We start from the raw sequence: 23,171 nt of genomic DNA on the forward strand, positions 1-23,171 counted from the left end.
CGACTTTTTTATTTTCAATTTCTTCCTTTATCAGACTTCCTACACTTGAAAAGTGCGAACATAAAAACAGTTTCATCAATATTCTCCTTTATATATAAATTCCGATTTATAGTTCTAAGTATACCATATCCAGACCTTGTGCGCCACTCTATTGACATGGCGCAAAACCGGGCTATAATGGTTGTAGGTACAACGATGTAGATACATCTTTCTGAAGCCCGGGAGGCGTCTATGGACATTACCGAACGAAAAATCACAAAAATTGCGCGTGAGGCCGAAAAACTCGTCCTCTGCACCCTGCGGGAACAGGGCGTGGGTACGGCGGAAATCGACCTGATCCACGCCCTGCGCCACCACCCCGGCTGCACCCAGGCGGCCTTGGCCGAGCTGCTGCACGCCGACAAGGCGGCCATCGCAAGGCGCACGAAAAACCTTGAGGCCAAGGGCTATCTTGTCCGCGAAGATGCCCCCAACGACCGGCGCAGCCAGCTTTTGTACCCGACCGGGAAGGCCGAGAACCTGAAATCCTCGAAGGCAGAGATCGAGGCGGCCTTCTATGGGTATCTGACCGCCGCGCTGCCCGCCGACGAGGCCGCTGCCTTTGCGGCAACGCTGGATAAGCTGTACCATCGGTCCAAGACCGAGAGCCGCGCGGGGTTTCCGCATTTCCAAAGGGAGTGCAAGACAGACGATGAAGCGTGAAAAACAATTCCGCCCGGACAAAATCGGCGACTATTTCCGCATCGAGTGGCTGCCGCTGGTGCTGGTCACGGTGTCGGGCCTTATCTATAACATCGGCCTGCTGGCCGCGCCCTGGTTTGAGGGGCGGCTGGCCCAATGCCTGGCCGACATTCTGGGCGGCAACGCGGCAGCGTCCGCCATGGCGATGCTCGTGCTGGCTTACATCCTCGTCACGCTGCTGGTGCAGGCGGCGAGGTTCATTAAGCGGTTTTACGTGCGCCGCTTTGCCAACAACATCAACCGCCGGATGAAGGGCGTGCTCTACGCCAACCTTGTGCGCCAGAGCCGCGCCGCGCTGGAAAAAGAGGGCGCGGGCGAGCTGATGACCAAGGCCATCTCCGATGTGGACGACTGCGTCGAAGGGATGCGCAAATTCACGACCGAGGTGTTCGACACCGGCGTGGCGCTGGTGGGCTACATCGTCATGCTGCTGGTGTATGACTGGCGGCTGGCACTGCTCAGCCTGTTGTTTACGCCGGTCTCCTACGTCTGCGCCGCTGGGATGAAAAAGCCGGTGCAGCGCGAAGGGGCGGCCTACAAAAAGGCGACGGGCGCTTTGCGCGACGCCACGCTGGATCGTGCCCGGAACGCCGCGACCTACCGCAACCACGGCTGTGAGACTGCCCGCGAGGAACGGTACGAGGATGTGCTGAAAAACTACGAGCGGACCGCCGTGCGCAGCAATGTCTGGCAGTCGGCGCTGCCGCCGCTCTACCTGGCTGTGTCCGAGGCGGGCGTGCTGTTTATCTTGTGGTTCGGCGCAAAAAATGTCTTGGGCGCCGGTTGGTGCGCCTGGAATATTGCCGCGTTCACGACGTTTTTGTCTTGCTTCACGAAACTGGTCGTCAAGTCATCGAAAGTTGCAAAGCTCTTCAACTCCGTCCAAAAAGCCGAGGTTTCCTGGCGGCGCATCAAGCCGCTGATGAAGCTGCCGGAGCAGCTGGCTCCGCTGGAGGTCCCAGCCCCCGCCGCCGTGACGCTGGAAAACCTCTCCTTCGCCTACGCCGACGAACCGATTTTTGCAGGGCTTACTCTGACGGCGCACCCCGGCGATATCATCGGCATCACCGGTCCGGTCGCCTGCGGTAAATCCACGCTGGGGCGTGTGTTCCTGTGTGAAGCGCCCTACGGCGGCTCGGCAAAGTTCGGGGACAAAGAGTTCTCGAACCTGACACCGCGGCAAATCTCCGCCACGGTCGGCTACCTGGGTCATGACCCAGAGCTAAGCGCCGACACCGTGAAAAATAACCTCCTCTGCGGCGGTGCGCAGGACATCGCGCCCTATCTGGCCGCCGCCGCGCTTGACGGCGAGGTGCGGGCCATGGAGCAGGGCCGAGATACCGTCATCGGCCCCAGCGGTACGCGGCTTTCCGGCGGGCAGGCCCAGCGTTTGGCGCTGGCCCGCACGCTGGCCCACCCCCGCCCGGTGTTGGTGCTGGACGACCCGTTCTCGGCGCTGGACCGCCATACCGAGGATACCGTGTTTGCAAATTTGCAGATCTACGCCAAAGATAAAGTCGTGTTCCTGATTTCCCACCGGCTGTACCACTTCCCGCAGATGAGACAGGTAATTTTTATGGAGGATGGAAAGACCACTGTGGGCACCCACGACAAGCTGATGGCGGCGGTCCCCGCGTACCGCCAGCTGTACGAAAGCCAGACAGGAGGGCAGCAAAATGAAAACGAGCAATAAAAACGGTGTGGCTGCCGCCCTGCGCACGGCGGCCATGGCACACTGTTTTTTGACAGTTGGCGTGATTTTGTGCGTGGCTGCGTCGGTTGCGGCGTCGCTGCTGCCGCCGCTGCTGCTGGCACGCTGCATCGACAGTCTGACGGCGGGACTGCCGCTGACGATCTGGGCCGTGCTGGCCTACTTTGCCAGCCTGGCGCTGGAGGGCGTTTTATCCAGTGCACAGGAGAGTCTGCTGGTCGTTTTTGGTCAGAAGATGACCCACGCGCTGCGCTTGGAAATGTCCCACAAGCTGACCCGGCTGCCCGCCGCCACGCTGGTGGATCAGAACCCCGGCGAGGTGGCTGCGCGGTTCTCCGGCGATGTGGACACGGTGGAGGCACTGTTCACGTCGGGCATCATCAGCATGGTGGCGGACGCCTGCCGCATCATTTCTATCATGACGGTTATTTTTGTAAAAAATCCCGGGCTGGCGCTGATTTTGCTGCTGGTGCTGCCACTGTTTGCGGTGTTCACCCGCCATGTGCAAAAGCGGATGCTGGCCGCCCAGCTGGACAACCGCCGCGCTGTGGCCGCCGTTTCCGGCCAGGTGCCCGAGACGCTGCACAACATCCGCACGATTCGCGCACTGGGCATGGAAGCCTACATGGAGCGCCGCTATGACCAGCGCATTGCAGACAGCTATTCCGCGATGGAACGCACGAATTTCTATGATGCCATCTACTCCCCCGCCGTGCTGACGCTGAACGCCGTGGTGGTGGGTATCGTTATGCTGCTCTCGGCGTCGGGCAACGGCACGGCTTTGGCGCTGTTTGGTATGTCGGTTGGTACTTCGGTGGCCATTATTAACTACATATCGCGTATTTTTGCGCCCATTGAAAGCTTGGGCATGGAGATCCAGACTATCCAGTCCGCCATGGCGGGCGTCAAGCGCATTGACGCATTTCTGGCGCAGCCGGAGCGCACGATCCCCGCGGAACGCACCAAAGCCGCCCGGGGTGACGTGGAGCTGGCCCACGTGACCTTCGGCTATGGAGAAAAGCACGTGCTGAACGATTTCTCGATGACCGTCAAACAGGGCGAGCAGGTCACGCTGGTGGGCCGCACCGGTGCGGGCAAGAGCACTGTGTTCAAGCTGCTGCTGGGGCTGTACCCGCCCGAGAGCGGTACGGTTACGATCGGCGGCGTGAATGTGGCAGACATCACGGACCGCGAGCGCCGCACCTGCATCAGCTGCGTGGAACAGCACTTCGCCCGCGTGCCCGGCACGGTGCTGGATCAAATCACGCTGGGCGACCCGCAGATTACAGAAGAAATGGCAAAGAACGCCGCGAAACTGGCGGGCATCGACGCAGCCATTGCGGCCATGCCCGGGGGGTACGATACCGTGTGCAGCGAGGGGATGTTCTCCCAGGGCGAGTGGCAGCTGCTGTCCATTGCCCGCGCCGCCGCCGCAGACCCCGCTGTACTGCTGCTGGATGAGATCACCGCGAACCTCGACGCTGAGACGGAAGCCCGCGTGCTGGAAGCCCTGCGCCGGGCGTCCGAGGGCCGCACGGTACTGTCGGTGTCCCACAGAATTTATGAGAACCTGGGCGGGCGGACGGTAGAAATTAAAATGTTATGATTTTTCGCCTGTTTTCGGAAAAAACCTTGACCTTCCAGTGGGTGCAGGGTGTACGATGACCGGGAAAGGAGCGTGATGTTATGAACATCAAGCAGACAGCGGATGCGTCGGGCGTATCGGCGCGGAACATCCGCTACTATGAGCAGGCGGGGTTGCTGGCCCCGGCACGCAACCCAGAGAACGACTACCGTATCTATACGGATGCCGATGTGCGGACGCTGAAACTGATTCGTGTGCTGCGCACACTGGATATGCCAGTGGAGGATATCCGCGCGGTGCTGAGCGGTACACTGCCGCTGACCGAGGCTGCTGAACGCCAGCGCCGACAGCTGGAGGCCGAGCAGCAAAAGCTGGCAGCGGCCGCAGCCTTCTGCACGGAGCTGGCCGCCGGCGGCCGAACGGCGGCAGAGCTGGATGTGGACGACTGCCTGGCTCGGATGGACTCCCCTGCCCCGGCGGGCGGCTGGTTTACCGGCTGGGTGCAGGACTACCGGAAAATGGCGGCTGCCGAGCATAAGCGGCAGTTTACCTTTACGCCGGACACCGCCATCGGCACGCCGCAGGACTTTACGGCAGCGCTGCTGGCGTGGGCAGACGAAAACGGCGTGGATGTGACCATAAGCAGGGAGAGCATGACCCCGCATTTTATGCTGGATGGCATTGAGTACAGGGCCGTGCGGTATTCGAGCCATGTGCGCAATATCCCGATACTGCGGGTGCGGTGTGAGGTGTGTGATCCATCGGCGCTGGCGGTGGAGGGCGACCCGAAGCGGCTGGGGGTGCAGAGATTTCTGCACTACGGTCTGCCGGTGCTTGTATGCCTTGCATTGGCGGTGGTCTGGGTCTGCACCCGGAATATGCCGCTTTGGCCCGACAAGGCGGCTATGCTGCTGGTGCTGGGCGCTCTTGGCATCGGGTACGGCTTCCGCGGGTGGTATCTCTACTACAACGATCGGGACCAATAAAAAAACGGGAGACAGCGCGGGCTGTCTCCCATTTGATTTATCCCAGCAGCAGTTTGTGCAGCTCGTCCACCGTGTCGGCCAGAGCAGCGGCCCCGGCGGCGGTCAGCTCCTCGGCAGAGCCGTAGCCGTAGACAGCGCCGATACATGGTAGGCCGTTCTTCTTGGCACCCACCACGTCGTGCTCGCGGTCGCCGACCATGACGACGCGGCTCTTGTCAGTGATGCCCGCCGTTTCCAGCGCGTAGGCAATGACCTCAGCCTTGTCGGTGCGCGTCTCGTCCATTGTGGCACCGCAGACAAAATCGCAGTACTGCGCCAAGTCAAAGTGCGCCATAATGCGCTTGGCAAAGTCCTCGGGCTTGCTGGTGGCGATGATGACGGTTTTCCCGGCGGCTTTCAGATCGGCCAGCAGGGCCGGGACGCCGTCATAGACCTCATTTTCAAAAATGCCTTTCGTGGGGAAATACTCCCGGAACGCGCTGACTGCGTGGTCGGCCTCGGCGTCGCTCAATCCTGCCAGTGTGCGGAACGAGTCGATCAGCGGCGGCCCCAAAAATTTGCGCAGTGTGGCTTCGCTGGGCATTTCCAGCCCCAGCTTGCGGCATGCGTACCGTACCGAGTTCAAAATACCCGGCGCGGAGTCGGTCAGCGTGCCGTCCAGATCAAACAAAATAACATCGTAATTGCGCATAAAAATCCTTTTTAGTTAAATTTGAACAGCTTTTGGGCAATGCGGTAGCCGCCAATGCTGATCTTGCTGCCCAGCCAGCCGGGCAGATTGCAGCCCTCGGCTACCGAGAAACGGCAGCGGCGGTACAGGTGGCCGTCGTGGGCTTTCAGGTCGTCCCACAGCTGCTTGCGCTTGGCCAGCGCCTCCTTACTGCCGTCCAAAGTCAGGAAGATGCTGGAAATCGCCATCATCATCGAGAAATAGTTCAGCATATAGGCGCGCAGCTTGTTCTGCTCCGGCGGCAGGGCGTAGACGTCCACAGCATTCATCATGATGCGGGTGACGCGCAGCTGCTGATCTACGCGCTTGATCATGTTGGCCTCGTTGACGCTCTGATCCTCGCGGCCGATGAAGTAGCGGTAGAGGTCTAGGTTCATATAGTAGATGGTCTTGACCTGGGGCAGCGGCTGGTACACAAAGATGTTGTCAACGTAGAAGGTGTGCTTGGGCAGCTCCATGCCGCTCTGGCGCAGGATCTCGGTGCGGTAGATGACACTGTGCATCAGGATGTTTTTGTTCGGCGGAAACTTGCCGATCTCCTGCCAGGTAAAGACGCGGCCTTCGGGCAGGATGCCCTTGTAATCGACGATGTTGCGCGTATTATCGGCAACGTGCTCGTAGACGTAGTTTGCCATCATCAAATCAAGCGGATGCTCGTCGTTGAGGTGGGCACGCAGCTCGGCCAGAGCTTTTTGCAGCGCGTCGGTGTCCAGCCAGTCGTCGGAGTCGACGACCTTGAAATAGACGCCTGTCGCGTTGCGGATGCCCTGGTTGACGCCCTCGCCGTGGCCGCCGTTCTCCTGATGGATGACGCGAACGATGGTGGGGTATTTTTCGGCGTAGGAGTCGGCAATTTTGCCGGTGTCGTCCTTGGAGCCGTCGTCGACAAGGATGATCTCGGCATCCTCGCCCGCGGTGAGCAGGGTCTCGATGCAATGATCCATATAAGCGGCCGAGTTGTAGCACGGCACGGTAAAGGTGATGAGTTTCATAAAAAGCTCCTTTTAAAAGGCATAATATACTTATTATAGGATACCGCGTTTTGACGAAAAAAACAAGGGAAAGTTTTGTGAAAAGGGCTTCCCCCTAGGGGGAAGCTGTCCGCGAAGCGGACTGATGAGGGGCAGATGCCCCGCAATAGCCCATTTGTGGGTGGCTGCGGCAAGTGCGCCCCCATCCGACCTCGCTTCGCTCGGCCACCTTCCCCCTCTGGGGGAAGGCTTTACATATAGTACGATTCACCGTGCCGCATTATTGCAAAAAAAATGCCCCCGGCGCGGGGCTTGCGGGCCGCGCCGGGAGCGAGGGTTAAAAAGAGGTCTTAAAAAAGATCGTTGCGGTTGAAATTGTGGACGCCCGAAGGGATCACATCATTGTAGACATCCTCCGGCAGACCGTAGGGCCGTTCCGGATCCAGAAAACCGTGCATCCATTCGGCCAAAGTGTGCAGCTTCAACATTGTAACCCCGTCTCCTTTCCTAGTGTAGGGCAAGTAGTTTGGGAGGCTTTCCGCTTCCCTTGTTCTGTCTTTATTATATGCGAAAGATCCGACTTTTGCAAGCTGCATTTTGTACAAACTTACAAAAGCTATTTGTATATATTCCACTATTTCGGCAAACTGTACATATGCACGTTGCGACTGTACGCATTACGCGGACAATTCCTCCCATGCCTCCTGCATGGTATCAGCCGAGAAGAGAAACTCGCCGCTCTCGGAAAAGACTTCAATGTGGCCGCCGACGTATCTGAACTGCTGGGTCATGGTATGTACCGCCTTTCTTATCTGGTATGTCTTTATTATACCAGATGGAAAGTACGATAATTTGGACTTTAACTCTTCTGTACCGATTTTTGAGGGTGATAAACGGTACTTTCAACGCCCCGTAGCACGAAAACGACCCACCCGCAGAGCAAAAACCAGTAAAAGGTGTAGCGCGGGCAGACCAGGCCCGCCAGGTTGCCCCACTCATCGGCATAATCCCAGACGGCGATATGCAAAAGGCGGCGGCAGACCGCGCCCACAGCCAGCTCCAGCCCGCTGACGCCCGCCGCGCCCAGGGCCGCCGCGACTGCCAGCGGCAGCGGCCCGGCGGCCAGTGCCTGCAAAAGGCAGAGGCAGACCCCGCCCGCCAGAAACATCGTCCAGTGGGTGGTGCCGCGCCAGGCCAGTTCCAGTGCGGCATAGGCCCCGCCGCCCAGACAAAACAGAGAAAGACGTTCCAACATACAAAATCCCCCTGCACAAGCTGTTAGCAACAGTATGTGCAGGGGGCGCGGGCTGTAACCGTTTTGTAAGGATGGTGGAAGTTTTTGGGAAGAAATGCCTTCCCCCTTGGGGGAAGGTGTTTGCGGCCCTGCCCGCAAACGGATGAGGGGCTGCGTTTCCGCGGCGACCCGTAAACGGACGGTATTGGCAAGCCTGCCCCTCATCAGCCGCCTGCGGGCGGCAGCTTCCCCCAAGGGGGAAGCCGGAGATTTTTACTTCGAAAGCTTCTTCAGCAGTGTGCTTCTGGTATCCCACAGCTTCTGGCTCAGGTCGACGTAGTAGCGGTGCGGGTTCTCAAAACGCTTGACTTCGTCCCACAGCGTGCCCACCTGGGCCTTGCAGAACTTCTTGATATCATCCAGGCTCGGGGAGTTGTAGACGCGCTTGCCGTTCTCATAAATCGGGGTGGACAGGCAGCGAGCCGTGCAGTTGACGTAGGTGCATTCCTTCCACGTCTCGATGGGGTCAAACAGCGTGATGCCGTGCAGGGTCTCGACCTGCTCATCGGCCATCGTGATGAGGTCGGCCATGGCCTTGCCGTCCTCGTCGTAGATACGCCAGACCTTTTTCAGGCAAGGGATCGTCATTTTCTCGGCAGATTCGGACAGCTTCATCTTCGGCGTGTAGCTGCCGTCGTCCTCTTTCACGGCGGCCAGCTTGTACACGCCGCCGAACACAGGGTCGCTCTTGGCGGTGATCATGTTTTCGCCGATACCGAAGCTGTCCACGCGGGCACCCTGCAAAATCAGGTCGCGGACGATGTACTCATCCAGAGAGTTGGATGCGCAAATCGTGCAGTCGGGGTAGCCGGCTTCGTCCAGCATCTTGCGGGCCTTCTTGGACAGGTAGGCGATATCGCCGGAGTCGATGCGGATGCCCTTCGGGCGCTTGCCCATCGGCTTCAAGACCTCATCAAATACCTTGATGGCATCGGGCACGCCGTGGCGCAGCACATTGTAGGTGTCCACCAGCAGCACGCAGGCGTCGGGGTACATCTCGGCGTATTTCTTGAAAGCATCATACTCAGTCGGGAACATCTGCACCCAGCTGTGGGCCATGGTGCCGGAGGCCGGGATGCCGAAATCGCGGGCGGCCATGACGCAGGAGGTGGAGCCGCAGCCGCCGATATAAGAGGCGCGTGCGCCGAAATAGGCGGCGTCATACCCTTGGGCGCGGCGGGCGCCGAACTCCATGACCGGGCGGCCTGCGGCAGAGCGCACGATGCGGTTTGCCTTGGTGGCAATCAGGCACTGGTGGTTGAAGGTGACGAGCAGCAGCGTTTCCAGCAGCTGGCACTCGATGGCCGGGCCTTCGACGGTGACGATCGGCTCCTGCGGGAAGATAGGCATACCTTCCTCAATGGCCCAAATGTTGCAGTGCAGCTTGAAATTCTTCAGATAGTCGAGGAATTTCTCGTCGAACGCCTTCGTGGAGCGCAGGTAGTCGATATCCTCGGCGGTAAATTTCAGGTGGTCCACGGCGTCAATGAACTGCTGCAGGCCCGCCATGATGGCGTAGCCGCCGCCATCCGGCACACGGCGGAAGAACATATCAAAGACGGCGATCTTGTCAACATATCCCTCATCCAGATAGCCCGCCGACATGGTCAGCTCATAGAAATCGGTCATAGTGGTCAAATTGCGTTTTACATCCAACATGGTAGAAACCCTCCTGTGGAATTTTGCAGCGCACCGGGCGGCACGCCTATATTCAGACCTCTTTGCTCCAGATGCGCAGGATGCGGCCAACGGTGAAAATCAGGTAAGCACCGATGACGAGCATGGTCAGGATAACGACGACTTTGAAATATGTGCTTGAAAAAAAAAGGCTCACCCGGGAAATCGTGTACAAAAGCTGATTGCGGGAAACATCGCTGCCGGCGATCAGGTCGGCGGTGCCGATGGTCTCCCCTTCTATGGTCAGGGTCACGGTGCCCACAATGTCCCCCTGCTTGATGGGCGCGGGAAGCTGATCCGGCACATTGAATACCTGTTCGGTCAGAGCTGCGCCGCCCTCCCTGGGCAGCAGGGTCATCATATTGTCAGCCGGGTAGAGCATGACGGTGTCGGCCTGGGTCGAATAGGCCACCCGCACTTCGGTGATGGGCTGGGTCGTGTCCAGCGCCGGGGCAATGGTGTAGGTATCGAACACCCAGTCCATGATGGTAGCTGTCTCCACCAGCGCGGGGCGCATCCCCTCGGGGTCAGCGTCGTAGGGCACGTTCAGCAGGATGCTGATGTAGCTCTCGCCGTCCTGGCTGTGCCACCCGGCAAAGTTCTGCCACTCGCCCAGGCTGCCGGTCTTGCCGCCTTTGGTGTAGTCGCGGTGGTAGCTGCTGTTGGTGATGAGCTTGTCGGTGGTCTGGATGATATAAGTCCCGGGGGTCGTGTAGCGGTCGTTCGTGCCCATATCGTAGCTGGGCGTGCCGACGACCGTGGAGAACACATCGTAGGCGGTCAGCGCCCGCAGAATCAGGTAGGCGTCCCGCGCGGTGGTGATGTTGTTGGGGTTCAGCCCGCAGGGGTCAACAAACGTCGTGCCGGTGCAGCCCACGGCCTTAGCCTCGTCGTTCATCATGGCGACAAAGTTGTCAATGCTGCCGCCGCCCATGTAGTCCGCCACGATGTAGGCGGCCTCGTTGCCGCTGGGCAGCAGCATGGCGTAGAGCAGGTTGCGCAGGCTCTGCGTCTCGCCCCGGCGGATATCGGCCGAGGATGCGTTGGTGCTCTGCTCCCAAATCAGGTCGTAGACATAGCTCGGGGCGGTCAGGCTGATGGAGTCGAGCTGATCCTGGTAATTTTCCAGCAGCAGCAGTGTCGTCATCAGCTTGGTCAGGCTGGCGGCGGAGAGCGGCGTCTCGCTGTTTTTCTCGTACACGACGATGTTGGTGTCGAGGTTGACCACGTAGGCAGCCGGGGCGGTCAGCGAGGGAGCATTGTCCGCAAGGGTGCTGCTCTCCCCTTCCGCCGCGACCGGCAGCGCTATGATCAGCACGAGCACGAAGGAAAATAGTATCGCGCAGAATTTTTTCATAGGCAAAGGTTTCCTTTGTAAAGTTACCTATCAGTATACCAAACTTTGCGGGGAAATAAAAGGGATATGCAGGATTTTTTGGCGGTGGGAGTGATGCTTTCGGGTGCGCTGCCTTCCCCCTTGGGGGAAGGCAGCGGTTCCATTATTGCCCATACATGGGCGGCCACAGTAAGTCTGTCCTCTCATCCGTCACCTTCGGTGACAGCTTCCCCCTCAGGGGAAGCCAAAGGCCTCAGTTCATCGCCCCTGCGGTCTCAAACAGCCTCTCCACCTCATCGGACAGTGCCCGGTGCGCCGGGTCGATCAGATTCGGGTCCTCGGCCAATAACGCTTTGGCTTCATCCTGCGCTACCCGCAGCGTGCGGGTGTCCTGCACAAGGTCAGCCACCCGCAGCGTCGGCAGGCCGTGCTGGGCGGAGCCGAAGAAATCACCGGGGCCGCGGGTTTCAAGGTCGTACTTTGCCACGGCGAAGCCGTCCGACGTGCGGCACAAAAATTGCAGCCGCTCCCGCACGGCATCGTTGCCGTTGTCGGAAATCAAAATGCAGCAGGAATCCGCCGCGCCGCGCCCAACGCGGCCACGCAGCTGGTGCAGTGCCGACAGACCGAACCGCTCGGCGTTCTCAATGACCATGACCGTGGCGTTGGGCACGTCGACGCCGACCTCGATGACCGTCGTCGAGACAAGCACATCCAGCTCACCCGCCTTGAACTGCTGCATCACATCGTCCTTTTCCTTCGGCTTCATCTTGCCGTGCAAAAGCCCGATGCGGCGGTTGGGCAGCAGTGCGCAGGCCGTCTCGGTGTAGTAGGTCGTCACGGCCTGCAGGTCGCCCATGGCCTCGTTTTCCTCGATGGCCGGGCAGACGATGTACACCTGATGCCCCGCCGCGATTTGTTTGTCCAAAAAGCCGTACATATCCCGACGCTTTTTGCCGGTGATAAACCATGTTTTGATGGGCTTGCGGCCCGGCGGCAGCTCGTCCAGGACGGAAATATCAAGGTCGCCGTACATCAAAAGCCCCAGCGTGCGCGGGATGGGCGTGGCGCTCATGACCAGCAGGTGCGGGCTTTGGGCCTTGCCAGCCAACAGGCCGCGCTGCCGCACACCGAAACGGTGCTGCTCGTCCACAATGGCAAGACCGAGATTTTTGAATTCCACGGTGTCCGTCAGCACGGCATGCGTACCTACGACCAAATTGGCCCGGCCGTCGGCGATAGCTTCCAGCGCGATGCGTTTTTCTTTGGCCTTCATGCCGCCGACCAGCAGCGTGACATTGACGCCGAAAGGCTCCAGCCGGTCCGCCAGCGTGACGGCGTGCTGCCGGGCCAAAATTTCCGTGGGGGCCAGCATGGCGCTCTGCCAGCCGTTTTGTGCAGCAAACCAGATAGCTGCCGCCGCCACCAGCGTTTTGCCGCTGCCGACGTCGCCCTGCAACAGGCGATTCATCGGAACCTCGCCGCACAAGTCCCCCACAATTTCCTCGGTCGAGCGCTTCTGTGCGCCGGTGGGCGGGTACGGCAGGCTGCGCCAGAACGGCCCTAAATCCAGCGGGTGCATCGGTGCGCTGGTTTTGTGCCGCCCGTGGCTGCGCAGCAAAAAGATGCCGATTTGCAGTAAATACAGTTCCTCAAAAATCAGGCGGCGGCGGGCGGCGGCCAACTCCTCACTGCTCTGGGGCGCGTGGATGCCCCGCACGGCGGCGGCCTTGGTGGGCATCCGGTAGCGGGTCAGCAGCTCGGGCGGCAGCGGGTCGGTCAGCTCGTCGGCAAAGGCCAGCGCCGCGTGGGCGCAGCTGGCGTGGCGGGCGGCGGGCAGACCGTCGGTGCCCGGGTAGACAGCCACGAACGGACAGGCCGCGACCTGGGCCTCGGTGCGCACCAGCGGGTGGGAAATCTCGCGCCGGGTCAGTGTGCCGCCGATGCGCCCCTCAAAGTAGTAGGTCTCCCCCACCACCAGATTGTTGGCGGCGTAGGACGCATTGAACCAAGTCATGGACAAAATCCCGGAATCGTCAGCGGCCAGCACCCGGTTCATGACCCGCCCGCCGGTGATGCGCCGGGGCGGCTCCTTTTGCAGGACGGTGGCCCTGACGCAGCAGTCCATATCGTAGGGGGCCGACACGACGGTGTAGGGCTGGGTGTAGTCGATGTATTTGCGCGGGTAGCACAAAAGCAGGTCACGGATGGTGACGATGCCGAGTTTTTCAAATTTTTTGGCGAAAGCAGGGCCAACGCCCTTGAGGTATTGGACGGAGTCGTTGATGGTGGGCAAGGGTGGCGGCCTCCTTTCGTGGAATTTTTACAGGGTGATTAAGGCGAGGGGCTTTGCAGCCTTGCCGCAGCCACGCCCATATACCCAAAAAGGCGAACTCGGAACTGCCCCAAATTCGCCTTTTTATGTTATAACGTCCGTTTTACTCCACGGAGATCATGTAGTAATATACGGGCTGGCCGCCGCTGATGTGGCTGACCTCGACACTGCTGCCGCACTTGGCGCGCACCAGATCGGTCGTCTTTTCGGCGTCCTCGTCGCTGACGTCGCAGCCGGAAATGACCGTGATGAACTGAGAATCCTTCTTCTTCATCGCGCGGGCCAGACGATAGGTCATCTTGACCAGGTCGGTGCCGGTGGCAACAATTTTGCCGTTCTCCAACGCCATGATCTCGCCCTTCTTGATGGGCTTGCCGTCAAACTCGCTGTCGCGGGCTGCATAGGTGATCAGGCCGGTGCTGACATGGTCCGCCGCCTGCATCATGGCAACGGCGTTCTCCTCCGGCTTCAGGTCGGGGTCAAAGTTCAGCATGGCGGTCATGCCCTGGGGCACGGTGCGGGTGGGCAGCACGATGACCTTGCGGTCCGCGAGCTTCTGCGCCTGCTCGGACGCCATGATGATGTTCTTGTTGTTGGGCAGAACGAGCACGGTCTTGGCGGGCACGCTCTGGATGGCGGCGAGGATGTCCTCGGTGGAGGGGTTCATCGTTTGGCCGCCGCTGACAACCGCGTCCACGCCCAGGTCGCCAAACACAGCCTTCAGCCCTTCGCCTGCAGCTACGGCCACAAAGCCGTACTCACGCTCGGGGTCGACAGCGGCGTAGGTGAACTCGCTGGTCTTGTTCTCCTCGGCCTCAGCCTGCTTCTCGAGGCCTTTGGCCTGCTTCTGGCGGGCCAGGAACTGCTCGTGCATATTTTCAATTTTAAAATTGGTCAGGTAGCCGTACTTGATGGCCTCGCTCAGCATCATGCCGGGGTCGGAGGTGTGGACATGGCAGTTAGCCACGTCGTCGTCCTCGATCACGACAACGGAGTCACCGTTGGACTCCAAAAATGCGCGCAGACGGGCCACGCTGGCACCCTCGTCCTTATGCAGCAGGAACTGGGTGCAGTAGCCGTTCTTGATGTCCTCGACCTTCATCAGGTCATCGGCAAAGACGCCCTTGCCGGCGGCCTCGCTGGAGACCTTGGGCTTGGCGGCGACCTCGGCACCGGCAATGATCTCACCGCCGTCGAACACCTGCTTCATGCCCTCAAAGATCAGCATGATGCCTTGGCCGCCGGCGTCCACGACGCCGGCCTTTTTCAGCACAGGCAGCAGGTTCGGGGTGTCGTCCAGTGCGGCCTGACCGGCCTGCAAAGTGGCATCCCACATGGCGGGCACGTCCAGCTCGGTGCACTCGGCGGCTTTCTCGGCAGCCAGGCGGGAGACAGTCAGGATGGTGCCCTCGGTGGGCTTCATGACGGCCTTGTAGGCAGCCTCAACACCCTGCTGCAATGCGGCAGCAAGGTCGGCGGCGGAAGCCTCGGTCTTATCCTTCAGTGCCTTGGAGAAGCCGCGGAACAGAAGGCTCGTGATAACGCCGGAGTTGCCGCGTGCGCCGCGCAGCATGGCAGAGGCAGCGGTCTTGCTGGCCTCGGCCACGGTGCAACTGTCAGGCATGGCTTCCAGCTCGGCGCGGGCTGCGCCGATGGTCATGCTCATGTTCGTGCCGGTGTCGCCGTCGGGCACAGGGAAAACGTTCAGCTCATCCACGCGGGTGCGCTGGTTGGCAATGTTGTTGGCGCCGGAAAGAATGGCGTCGCGCAGGGTCTGGCCAGTAATCATGGTTTCGTTACACCTCATGTTTGCAGATACAATTCTGTTCTGTTAGTCGGCAATGATGTCGTCCACATACACATCGATGCGGGCGACTTTCAGGCCGGTGGCAAGTTCAACTTCGTCTTTGACGCGGTGGGTAATGCTTTGGGTGATGGTCGAAATGTTCAGGCCGAACCCGACCTTGATGTGCAGGGCGATGACCAACTTGCCGCCCTCCTGCGTGACAGTGACGCCCTTCGGCGGCAGGCTGCCGGTGCGCAGGGCGCTGCGCACAACGCTTTCGGCCGGGGCCTGACCCATGGCGGCAATGCCGTAGCACTGCTTGGCGGCCTGCTCGACCAGGCCGGAGAAGTAGTCATTGGTCAGCGAAATATGTCCATAGGGATTGACCTTGGTGATCATCTGCGATCCTCCTTTTCGGGGTTAGCCACGACTAAAGCCGCGGCTGCACTATATGAATCATTAGCTATTATACACCATTTTTTCCCGCTTGAACAGGGCATTTCGGAGAAATTTATTTTGTTGCGCGGATTTAACATTCCATTCACAAAGTTTACAGTGCAAACGTATATACTGGTTACAGAAGTATGACAACACTACCAAAGGAGAGTAGTTAAGATATGAACCTTTTGTTCTTTTTGACACCCAAGCAGGATGTCTTGTACATTTACGAGGATTTCACCCTGCGCCAGACGTTGGAAAAGTGGTCGAACCAGCGCTACGCTACCATCCCGGTGCTGAAACGAAACGGCGAATATGTGGGCAGCATCACCGAGGGTGACATCCTCTGGGGCATGAAAAATCTGCACGGCCTGGATCTGGAAGCCAGTGAGGACGTACCCATTTCCAGCTTTCCCCGCCGCCGCGACTACAAAGCCGTGACGGTCACGACCGATATGCCGACGCTGTTAAAGGCGGCCATCGACCAGAACTTTGTGCCGGTGGTGGACGACCGCAACGTGTTTATCGGCATGGTGCGCCGTACCGTTTTGCTGCGGGAGCTGTACGAAAAATACACGACCCTGCCGACGGACAAGCGGTTTAAGGCGAACCACCCGCCGATGTAGGGCTTGCATTTTGCCGCACGGCGCGGTATAATCAGCACAACGGACAGAGAAGTCACGCAAGGGCTTCTCTGTTTTATTTTTTACAGTGAGGTGTGGGAAGAATGAAACGGCCTTTGATTGGAATTGTGCCGCTGGTGGATGCCCAGCGGGAGAGTTACTGGATGCTGCCCGGTTATATGCGGGGCGTGGAGCAGGCGGGCGGCCTGCCCATTATGCTGCCGCTGACCGACGATGACGCCGCTCTGCGCCAGCTGGCCGACACCTGCGGCGGATTTTTGCTGACCGGCGGCCAGGATGTCTCCCCTGCCCTGTACGGCGCGGCCCCTGCGCCCGCCTGCGGTGAGACCTGCCCCGCGCGTGACGCCATGGAGACAAAGCTGCTGGCGCTGGCCCTGGAACAGGACAAGCCAGTGCTGGGCATTTGCCGGGGCATCCAGTTTTTGAACGTCTACCTGGGCGGCACGCTGTACCAGGACCTGCCCACCGAGCACCCCTCGGCGGCGGAGCACCACCAGAAGCCGCCCTACGATGTGCCGGTACACAGTGTCACGCTGGTGCCGGCGCGGCCGCTCTACCAGCTGTTGGGCAAGTGTGAGCTGGCCGTGAACAGCCTGCACCACCAGGCGATCCGCAAACTGGCCCCGACGCTGCAAGTAATGGCCCTGTCGGAGGATGGCATCCCCGAGGCCATCTGTCTGCCGGGCAAGAAGTTTGTCTGGGCCGTGCAGTGGCACCCGGAGTTTTCGTTCCCCATCAATGAGGACAGCCGAAAGATTTTTGCGGCGTTTGTGGGTGCGTGTTAAAGGAAAAGCCTTCCCCCAAGGGGGAAGGTGGCGCGGAGCGCCGGATGAGGGGCAAGTTTGCCGTTATTGCCTATAAATGGGTTGCCGTGGGAAGGCTGCCCCTCATCAGTCACCTTCGGTGACAGCTTCCCCCAAGGGGGGAAGCCAAAAAAATCCCTTCTGTGGTGTCACACCACAGAAGGGATTTTCTTTTATTCTGCCTTTTCAGCAGCTTTTTTTGCTTTTCGCTTTTTGCGCTTGCGCACGATGAACAAAATCACCAGCAGCAGCGCGGCGGCGGCACCGTAGGCAGCGGCAGCCAGCGGGACCTTGCTGGCGGGAATTTTGACGGCGGCAAACTCCGTCGTCCCGGCGGGGGCAGTGCAGGTCAGGTAGCTGCCGTCCACGCTCGTTTCGGCCTGCTGCCAGCCTGCGTCGGTCTTGACCCACAGCTCGGTGTTGTCGGTCGTCTCCGGCGGCATGTAGCGCAGCGTGTGGCCCGTGTCGGCGGGCAGTTCCAGGCCCCAGGCCTCGACCAGAACGCCGAGGGCTGCGGGTGCGTCGTCCACTTCGTGGAGCATCAGCTCGTCGGTGGTGTCAAAGCTGCCCTCCACCAATACGATGGGGCGGCTATCGCGCTTCTCTTGGCTCTGGCGCACGGTGTTCATGTCACTGTACTCGGCGTGGATGGTCGCGTCGAAGGTCATGTTTTTAAGGTCAACGTCCTCCCAGCTGCCGTACTGGCCCGTATGGTTGGGCACCGGCGGGAGCTGGTCCGTCGGGAAGTCGCTGCCGTAGGGAATGTAATACTGCTGCACCAGCGTGTCATCCTCGGTCACGAAGCGGACGCAGATGCTGGCAAAGTCGCTGGGCAGGTTCTCCTGTGCGGCAAAATCCGCATAGCTCAGCGGCTCGGCAATGTTTTTGTAGCTGACGCTGTCGATGCCGGCCACGCCCTCGTCCACGAAGGTGTTGCCGGTGACGCTGCCGTCCAGCGGGTCCTCCACATACCCGGCAATCGCGCCGAGCTGCTCGGCGGCGTTGTCGATGATGACCATAGCGCGGCAGTTCTCGATCGTCGCGCCGTTTCCGGCGATGCCGCCTACCTGCTTTGCGCCGGACAGGCGGCACTTGGCGTAGCTTTCGCGGATGATGGACTTGCTGACACCGGCCACGCCGCCCACGGCAGTGGCGTCCTCGGCATCAACGGTGCCAAAGCCTTTGCAGTCGATGACGGAACCCATCTCTGCATCACCCACGATGCCGCCCGCATTTTGCTTTTTGGCGCTGACGATGCCGTAGTTCGTGCAGTCGCGGGCCACAACGCGGGTCTTGAAGGTGAAATTCAGCGACTCGCTGCCTGCGGTGGTGTAGTCGTCCTCGGGGTCCAGGTCGTTCTCCCGGGCCATGGCCCCGGTAATGCCGCCCGCGTTGATATCGGCGTTGACCACACCGCTGTTGATGCAGTTCGTGACCTTGGCCTCAACATCGTCGTCGGTGTCCTCGTCGGAGATATCGTCCACAATGTCATCCGGGTCCTTGATGTTGTCACTGGCACCGGACAGCGTCTGGCCGATCTTGTTGATCTGGTTGGAAATAGCGCGCACATCGTTGATCAGGGCCTGGGAGTTGCTGCTTGCGTTGGAGTTCAGATTGCTGACGATATCGCCCATGCTGGTCAGGTTGCTGCTCAAATCGTTGCGGCTGGCCGTGATGGCGTCCTTGTTCGTCAGCTCTACTTTGGGGATCTCCACATCCACGGAGTTCGGGATGGCGTCGCTGATGCCGTCCACCAGCTCCTTGCCGAAGTCCCGGTTCTCCGGCTTCTCGACGATATAGCCGCCGTCATCCTGGTTCGGGTCGGGCGTGGGCTGGGGGCCGATGGCGGTATCGCTGTCGGCATCCGTGCTGGGGTCGGGCTGGCCGTGGGCTTCGCGCTCGGCTTCGGGTTCCGCGCTCTGCCCGGCGGGGGCGTTCTCGGTCACAGGGGCGGTGTCCGCCGCTTCGGCAGGCTGTTCAGCCGGGGCCGGGTCTGCGGGCTGCTCGGGGGCTGTGACGGCCTCGTCCTGCGTCGGGGTCTCCTCGGCCTGGCTCTCGGGCACCGGGATATCCTCACCGATATCGCCTGTGTCGATACCGATATCCGGCAGGCTGATGTCGGGCAGATCGATGTCACTGTCCGAATCGTCGCCGTTGTCGTCATTATTGTGGTTCGTCAGGTCGCCTGTGGAGTAGATGGGGTCGATGACCGCGCCGTCAGGCTGCTTGGTGGCGTTGGGGTCCTCCGGGTCGCCGGTGGTGTTTTTCAAATTCTGCTTGAACTGGCTCAGGTCCGTCTTGACGGTCTGGCTGCTGATGGAAATGCCGTCCTCGGTCTGCTGCAGCAGGTTCTCGATGGCGTTGCGGGAGCTGGTCACGCTGCTTTTCAGTGCGTCCAGCTGGTTGGACAGGTCGCTGCTGGCGGCGCTGGCGTCATCGCAGGCGCGGTTGACCAGCGTTTGCAGGGTGCCCATCTCATCGCTGAGTTCCTGCAGCGTATCTTTGGTGTATTCCAGCGTGCTGCTGGGCTCCATCTGGCCGACGATGCCGCCGCCCTCCTTGCGGGCGTAGACGGTGCCGTAGTTGACGCAGCCCTCGATGTAGCCGGTCTGGCTGCCCGCAATGCCGCCGACGTTGTAGCCCATGTGCTGGTAGCCCACGGTGCCGCGGTTCATGCAGGCGCGGATAACGCCGCCGGACTGGCCCGCGATGCCGCCGATATCGGTGATATCGGCCACGTTCTCGGTGCCGATCAGGTCACCCAGCGTCAGCTCAGAGAGGTCAATATCGTTCTGCTCCACCGTCGTGTTCACATTGGCTGTGTTGGTGGAGTTGGCAATGATGCCGTGGTTCTCACCGGCAATACCGCCGATGAAGTGCGCACCGTAAACACTGCCGGTGGTGGTGCAACTCTCGATGACGCCGGAGGCTAGGTTCGTGCCGACAATGCCGCCGACGATGGACGCACCGGAGGATACGCCCTCAAACCGGCAGTTATGCAGGGTGCCGGCGTTGCTGCCCGCAATGCCGCCCACGGTGGTGCGGCTGCCGGTGGGCATGGCGCGGCCCCGCACAACGAGGTCGCGGACGTTGGCGCCTTTCTGCACATAGCGGAAGAAGCCCACGACCGAGCCGTCGTTCACTAGGCTCAGGCCGGAAATAACGTGCCCCTGGCCCAGGAACACGCCGCTGAAGGACGGGATGCCGCTAAAGTCACTTCCGGTCAGTTCCAGGTCAGCGTCCAGCATGACGGTACGATTCTCGCTCCAGCTGTCCAGGCGGCAGTAGTCGGCCAGCTGTAAAAGCTCGTCCACGGTACCGATGTGGTAAGTCTCTTTTTCAGTGGTGTCGGCGCTGCTCTCCCCTTCCGCAAAGACAGGCAGGGTCAAAGCCAGCACAAGGCAGAGCGCCAGCAGCGCGGCCCAAAGGCGGCGCGTCAGTTGGAAAATACGGCTCATTCGGCGTCGCCTCCTTTCGCAGCGTCGTCAGCGGCGGGGGTATCCGGGGCGGTTTCTTCCCCGGCGTCGCTGGATTCATGGATGTTTTCTTCCGACAGGTACATGTCGGGCTTGTCAACGGTAAATTCGGTGCCGGTGGCAATGTTCGCACTGAACTGGCCGTGCAGCACGCCCTTGATGTCAGCATCTACGACGCCGTTGATGTAGCCGCGCACGCGGCCATTGATGTGCAGTGTGCCGCTGGCCGTGCGGGCCATACCGGCAACGCCCTTCATCTCAAAGCTCGTGCGCTCGATGATGGTGTCGCCCAGGATCAGGATCTGCGGCAGGACAAACAGAACCAGCATGATGGAAACGATCGTGCCGCGGCCCAGGCAGGTACCGATGGCGGCGATAACGGGGTTCGTGGTCAGCACGCTGATCAGAATACCCGCCGATGCCAGAATGGAGCCGGAGGTGAAGATGGTCGGGAACGACTCGTTCAGGGCTGTGACGATGGCCTCCCGCGGGCGCATGACCTTCTTCAGGTCGGTGTAGTGGCTGGAGATAACGATGGCGTAGTCGATGTTTGCACCCATCTGAATGGAGTTGACGATCAGGTAGCCGAGGAAGTACAGCGGGGTGTGCTGCAGGTACGGCACCGAGAAGTTGATCCAGATACTGCCCTGGATAACGATGATCAGCAGCACCGGCAGGCCCGCAGACTTGAATGTAAACAGCAGGACCAGGATAACGAACAGGGCGGACAGCACACTGATCAGCAGGTTATCCTCGCCGAAGGAGCTGGACAGGTCCATGGCGCTCGTCGTATTGCCGACAACGTAGAACGAATCGGTGGCGTAGTATTTCCCGATGATGTCGTGCATCTTGTTGACGAAGGCGAACGTCTCGTCGGTCTCCTCGGGCAGGTTCAAATAGACGACCATACGGCTGTAATCGTCACTCTGCAGCTGCTTCTGGGCTTCATCGAGCTGGTCGAACAGGTCGTCCAGCGTGTCCTGCACATCACCCGAGAGCGTGATGTTGCCGTCGTGCATCTCCTGTTCCAGGAACCTGAACATGTCGTAGATCGGCACTTTATAATCGTCCAGACCGTTGATGATCTCGCCGTACTCGTCATGGTCGACGGCGTAGGCGCCGTACAGTGCCTTGGCAACCTCGAAGTCGAGGTCGGCCATCTCGGCCAGCTGGCGCGGGGTCACAGCGTCGGTCAGCATATAGCCGTCCATCGCTTCAATGTTGGCCAGACCCATCGTGGATTTGACCTCGGCGCAGCCGTCCAGCTCGTCGAGAATTTTGCCCTCGGACTCATAATCGCCGGACGGCACGATGACGGCTACCATGTTGCTGCTGCCGAAGGTGTTTTTGATTTTCTGGTAGGCAATCTGGCGCTCGCTCTGCTTGGCCGTGACCAGATCGGTGTAGGTGTAGCAGTAGGGGCACAGGTTGGCGAACACCGCTGCCGCCACGATGATGACGCCGAAGATCGGCGGGATGATAAAGCGGGTCTTGATGTCGAACTTGCCGACGGCGGTGATCTTGGGAATCAGGTTTTTGTGGCGGGTCTTGTCGATCAGCTTGCTGAACAGCACCAGCAGGCCGGGCATCAGCGTAAAGACACAGAGCATACTGAACAGGATAGCCTTGATCAGGACCGTAGCCAGGTCGCGGCCGATGCCGAAGTGCATGAACGCCAGCGCGGCCAGACCGCTGATGGTGGTCAGCGAGGAGGAAGAAATCTCCGGGATGGCCTTGGAAAGCGCGGCGATACAGGCTTCGCGGGTGGGCAGCGTCTCGTGCTCGTCGCTGAAGCGGTGGCACAGAATGATGGCGTAGTCGATGGCCAGCGCCAGCTGTAATATGACGGTGACGGAGTTGGAAATGAAGCTGATGGTGCCGCACAGGAAGTTGGTGCCCATGTTCAGCAGCGCGGCCGCGCCGAAGGTCATGATAAGGACCGGCACCTCGGCGTAGGAGCGGGAGGTCAGCGTCAGCACGAGCACAATGATGATGGCAGCGATGATGACGATGACGACCATTTCCGACTGCAGATCGGCGGAGGAATCGTAGCCGACCTCGGAATAAATCGAGGTGTCGTAGGTACCTTCCAGCTCGTCGCGGATCTCCTGCAGCGCCTGCTCGGCGTGGGCGTCGCCGACCTCGCCGTCAAAGCTAACGCTGAACAGCGCCGACGCATTTGTGTAATGTTCGTCGGTGTCGTCGAAATCAACGGTGGTCACGCCGTCGATATCCTCAAGCTGTTCCTGGATTTCCAGCGCCGTGTCGTAGGTGATGTTGGACACCATGACGTTGGCGGTGCCGTAGGTGACGAAGTTGTCGTTCATCACGGTCAGGCCCTGGCGTGTCTCGGTTGTGTCGGGCAGGTAGGTCGTGATGTCATCCTCGACCTTGACCCAGCTGGTGGCGATGGCGCAGAAAATCAGCGCGAATATGTATAAAAGGAAAAACAGGTTGCGCTTATCAACGATAAACGCGGCCAATTTTTCCATGCCGTTGCCTTTTGGCTTCTCGTTCTCCAAGGGTATACAGCCTCACTTTCCCATTTTATTTAATATAAAAAGGATACACCATTATTATACGAAAAGCAAGCACGCGGGAACACGGTCAAATCTGTGGGAATGTACAAAGATATGATGAAGTTTTTGTTAAGGTGTA

General features: G+C 60.0%; 17 protein-coding genes and 1 pseudogene. 6 read left to right on the forward strand and 12 right to left on the reverse strand.

Going from position 1 to position 23,171, the window contains the following annotated elements; translation table 11 throughout:
* A pseudogene (locus ACZO0A_RS07205) lies at positions 1 to 76 on the reverse strand (Type 1 glutamine amidotransferase-like domain-containing protein); the annotation flags it as partial.
* Positions 77 to 231: 155 nt separating this feature from the next.
* Here ACZO0A_RS07205 and ACZO0A_RS07210 point away from each other — a divergent pair.
* The 4 genes from ACZO0A_RS07210 (at position 232) to ACZO0A_RS07225 (ending at position 5,023) form a co-directional block, all read left to right on the forward strand.
* Positions 232 to 702: a MarR family winged helix-turn-helix transcriptional regulator gene (locus ACZO0A_RS07210; RefSeq protein WP_302377733.1), complete on the forward strand. Its 471-nt coding sequence runs from the start codon at positions 232 to 234 to the stop codon at positions 700 to 702.
* Positions 692 to 2,434: an ABC transporter ATP-binding protein gene (locus ACZO0A_RS07215; protein ID WP_302377731.1), complete on the forward strand. Its 1,743-nt coding sequence runs from the start codon at positions 692 to 694 to the stop codon at positions 2,432 to 2,434. Before ACZO0A_RS07210 ends, ACZO0A_RS07215 begins: the two co-directional genes overlap by 11 nt.
* Positions 2,418 to 4,058, forward strand: coding sequence for an ABC transporter ATP-binding protein (locus ACZO0A_RS07220; protein WP_302377730.1), 1,641 nt, complete (start codon positions 2,418 to 2,420; stop codon positions 4,056 to 4,058). The genes ACZO0A_RS07215 and ACZO0A_RS07220 overlap by 17 nt, the downstream gene beginning before the upstream one ends.
* Before the next feature lie 80 nt (positions 4,059 to 4,138).
* Entirely contained in the window at positions 4,139 to 5,023 is an 885-nt protein-coding gene (locus ACZO0A_RS07225; RefSeq protein WP_291232195.1) for a MerR family transcriptional regulator, read from the forward strand.
* Between the two features lie 37 nt (positions 5,024 to 5,060).
* Here ACZO0A_RS07225 and ACZO0A_RS07230 read toward each other — a convergent pair whose 3' ends face one another.
* The 9 genes from ACZO0A_RS07230 to ACZO0A_RS07270 form a co-directional block, all read right to left on the reverse strand.
* Positions 5,061 to 5,714, reverse strand: a complete 654-nt coding sequence (locus tag ACZO0A_RS07230) for an HAD family hydrolase (protein WP_291232196.1) — start codon at positions 5,712 to 5,714, stop codon at positions 5,061 to 5,063.
* 11 nt (positions 5,715 to 5,725) lie between these two features.
* Positions 5,726 to 6,745, reverse strand: coding sequence for a glycosyltransferase family 2 protein (locus ACZO0A_RS07235; protein WP_215691570.1), 1,020 nt, complete (start codon positions 6,743 to 6,745; stop codon positions 5,726 to 5,728).
* 329 nt (positions 6,746 to 7,074) lie between these two features.
* A complete protein-coding gene (locus ACZO0A_RS07240; RefSeq protein WP_187115986.1) occupies positions 7,075 to 7,212 on the reverse strand; it encodes a hypothetical protein in 138 nt (45 codons plus the stop codon).
* 371 nt (positions 7,213 to 7,583) lie between these two features.
* Positions 7,584 to 7,979, reverse strand: a complete 396-nt coding sequence (locus tag ACZO0A_RS07245; protein WP_215691572.1) for a putative ABC transporter permease — start codon at positions 7,977 to 7,979, stop codon at positions 7,584 to 7,586.
* A 252-nt stretch (positions 7,980 to 8,231) separates the two neighbouring features.
* Positions 8,232 to 9,677 carry a nicotinate phosphoribosyltransferase gene (locus tag ACZO0A_RS07250; protein WP_291213152.1) on the reverse strand — a complete coding sequence of 482 codons (1,446 nt, stop codon included), beginning with the start codon at positions 9,675 to 9,677 and terminating at the stop codon, positions 8,232 to 8,234.
* Positions 9,678 to 9,729: 52 nt separating this feature from the next.
* Entirely contained in the window at positions 9,730 to 11,052 is a 1,323-nt protein-coding gene (locus tag ACZO0A_RS07255) for a D-alanyl-D-alanine carboxypeptidase family protein (protein ID WP_215691574.1), read from the reverse strand.
* Between the two features lie 232 nt (positions 11,053 to 11,284).
* Positions 11,285 to 13,327 (reverse strand): ATP-dependent DNA helicase RecG, encoded by a 2,043-nt coding sequence (gene recG, locus ACZO0A_RS07260; RefSeq protein WP_291209156.1) that lies wholly within the window; start codon positions 13,325 to 13,327, stop codon positions 11,285 to 11,287.
* Between the two features lie 142 nt (positions 13,328 to 13,469).
* Positions 13,470 to 15,155, reverse strand: coding sequence for a DAK2 domain-containing protein (locus ACZO0A_RS07265; RefSeq protein WP_291209154.1), 1,686 nt, complete (start codon positions 15,153 to 15,155; stop codon positions 13,470 to 13,472).
* A 42-nt stretch (positions 15,156 to 15,197) separates the two neighbouring features.
* A complete protein-coding gene (locus ACZO0A_RS07270; RefSeq protein ID WP_215691577.1) occupies positions 15,198 to 15,551 on the reverse strand; it encodes an Asp23/Gls24 family envelope stress response protein in 354 nt (117 codons plus the stop codon).
* 218 nt (positions 15,552 to 15,769) lie between these two features.
* Between ACZO0A_RS07270 and ACZO0A_RS07275 the strand changes: the two genes are divergently transcribed.
* Positions 15,770 to 16,216 (forward strand): CBS domain-containing protein, encoded by a 447-nt coding sequence (locus ACZO0A_RS07275; protein ID WP_215691578.1) that lies wholly within the window; start codon positions 15,770 to 15,772, stop codon positions 16,214 to 16,216.
* Positions 16,217 to 16,317: 101 nt separating this feature from the next.
* On the forward strand, positions 16,318 to 17,019 hold the full coding sequence (locus ACZO0A_RS07280) for a gamma-glutamyl-gamma-aminobutyrate hydrolase family protein (RefSeq protein ID WP_302371076.1): 702 nt from the start codon (positions 16,318 to 16,320) through the stop codon (positions 17,017 to 17,019).
* 191 nt (positions 17,020 to 17,210) lie between these two features.
* On the opposite strand, the gene ACZO0A_RS07285 is transcribed toward ACZO0A_RS07280, so the two are convergent.
* Positions 17,211 to 20,495 carry a hypothetical protein gene (locus ACZO0A_RS07285; RefSeq protein ID WP_302374989.1) on the reverse strand — a complete coding sequence of 1,095 codons (3,285 nt, stop codon included), beginning with the start codon at positions 20,493 to 20,495 and terminating at the stop codon, positions 17,211 to 17,213.
* Entirely contained in the window at positions 20,492 to 23,005 is a 2,514-nt protein-coding gene (locus ACZO0A_RS07290) for an efflux RND transporter permease subunit (protein ID WP_302374991.1), read from the reverse strand. The genes ACZO0A_RS07285 and ACZO0A_RS07290 overlap by 4 nt, the downstream gene beginning before the upstream one ends.
* Positions 23,006 to 23,171: the final 166 nt, after the last annotated feature.

This window comes from Gemmiger sp. (assembly GCF_057431175.1).

Excerpts from the sequence above, each read along its gene's own strand:
- ACZO0A_RS07210 (WP_302377733.1), top strand. The coding sequence starts at position 232 with ATGGACATTACCGAACGAAAAATCACAAAAATTGCGCGTGAGGCCGAA.
- ACZO0A_RS07215 (WP_302377731.1), top strand. The coding sequence starts at position 692 with ATGAAGCGTGAAAAACAATTCCGCCCGGACAAAATCGGCGACTATTTC.
- ACZO0A_RS07220 (WP_302377730.1), top strand. The coding sequence starts at position 2,418 with ATGAAAACGAGCAATAAAAACGGTGTGGCTGCCGCCCTGCGCACGGCG.
- ACZO0A_RS07225 (WP_291232195.1), top strand. The coding sequence starts at position 4,139 with ATGAACATCAAGCAGACAGCGGATGCGTCGGGCGTATCGGCGCGGAAC.
- ACZO0A_RS07230 (WP_291232196.1), bottom strand. The coding sequence starts at position 5,714 with ATGCGCAATTACGATGTTATTTTGTTTGATCTGGACGGCACGCTGACC.
- ACZO0A_RS07235 (WP_215691570.1), bottom strand. The coding sequence starts at position 6,745 with ATGAAACTCATCACCTTTACCGTGCCGTGCTACAACTCGGCCGCTTAT.
- ACZO0A_RS07240 (WP_187115986.1), bottom strand. The coding sequence starts at position 7,212 with ATGTTGAAGCTGCACACTTTGGCCGAATGGATGCACGGTTTTCTGGAT.
- ACZO0A_RS07245 (WP_215691572.1), bottom strand. The coding sequence starts at position 7,979 with ATGTTGGAACGTCTTTCTCTGTTTTGTCTGGGCGGCGGGGCCTATGCC.
- ACZO0A_RS07250 (WP_291213152.1), bottom strand. The coding sequence starts at position 9,677 with ATGTTGGATGTAAAACGCAATTTGACCACTATGACCGATTTCTATGAG.
- ACZO0A_RS07255 (WP_215691574.1), bottom strand. The coding sequence starts at position 11,052 with ATGAAAAAATTCTGCGCGATACTATTTTCCTTCGTGCTCGTGCTGATC.
- ACZO0A_RS07265 (WP_291209154.1), bottom strand. The coding sequence starts at position 15,155 with ATGATTACTGGCCAGACCCTGCGCGACGCCATTCTTTCCGGCGCCAAC.
- ACZO0A_RS07270 (WP_215691577.1), bottom strand. The coding sequence starts at position 15,551 with ATGATCACCAAGGTCAATCCCTATGGACATATTTCGCTGACCAATGAC.
- ACZO0A_RS07275 (WP_215691578.1), top strand. The coding sequence starts at position 15,770 with ATGAACCTTTTGTTCTTTTTGACACCCAAGCAGGATGTCTTGTACATT.
- ACZO0A_RS07280 (WP_302371076.1), top strand. The coding sequence starts at position 16,318 with ATGAAACGGCCTTTGATTGGAATTGTGCCGCTGGTGGATGCCCAGCGG.
- ACZO0A_RS07285 (WP_302374989.1), bottom strand. The coding sequence starts at position 20,495 with ATGAGCCGTATTTTCCAACTGACGCGCCGCCTTTGGGCCGCGCTGCTG.
- ACZO0A_RS07290 (WP_302374991.1), bottom strand. The coding sequence starts at position 23,005 with ATGGAAAAATTGGCCGCGTTTATCGTTGATAAGCGCAACCTGTTTTTC.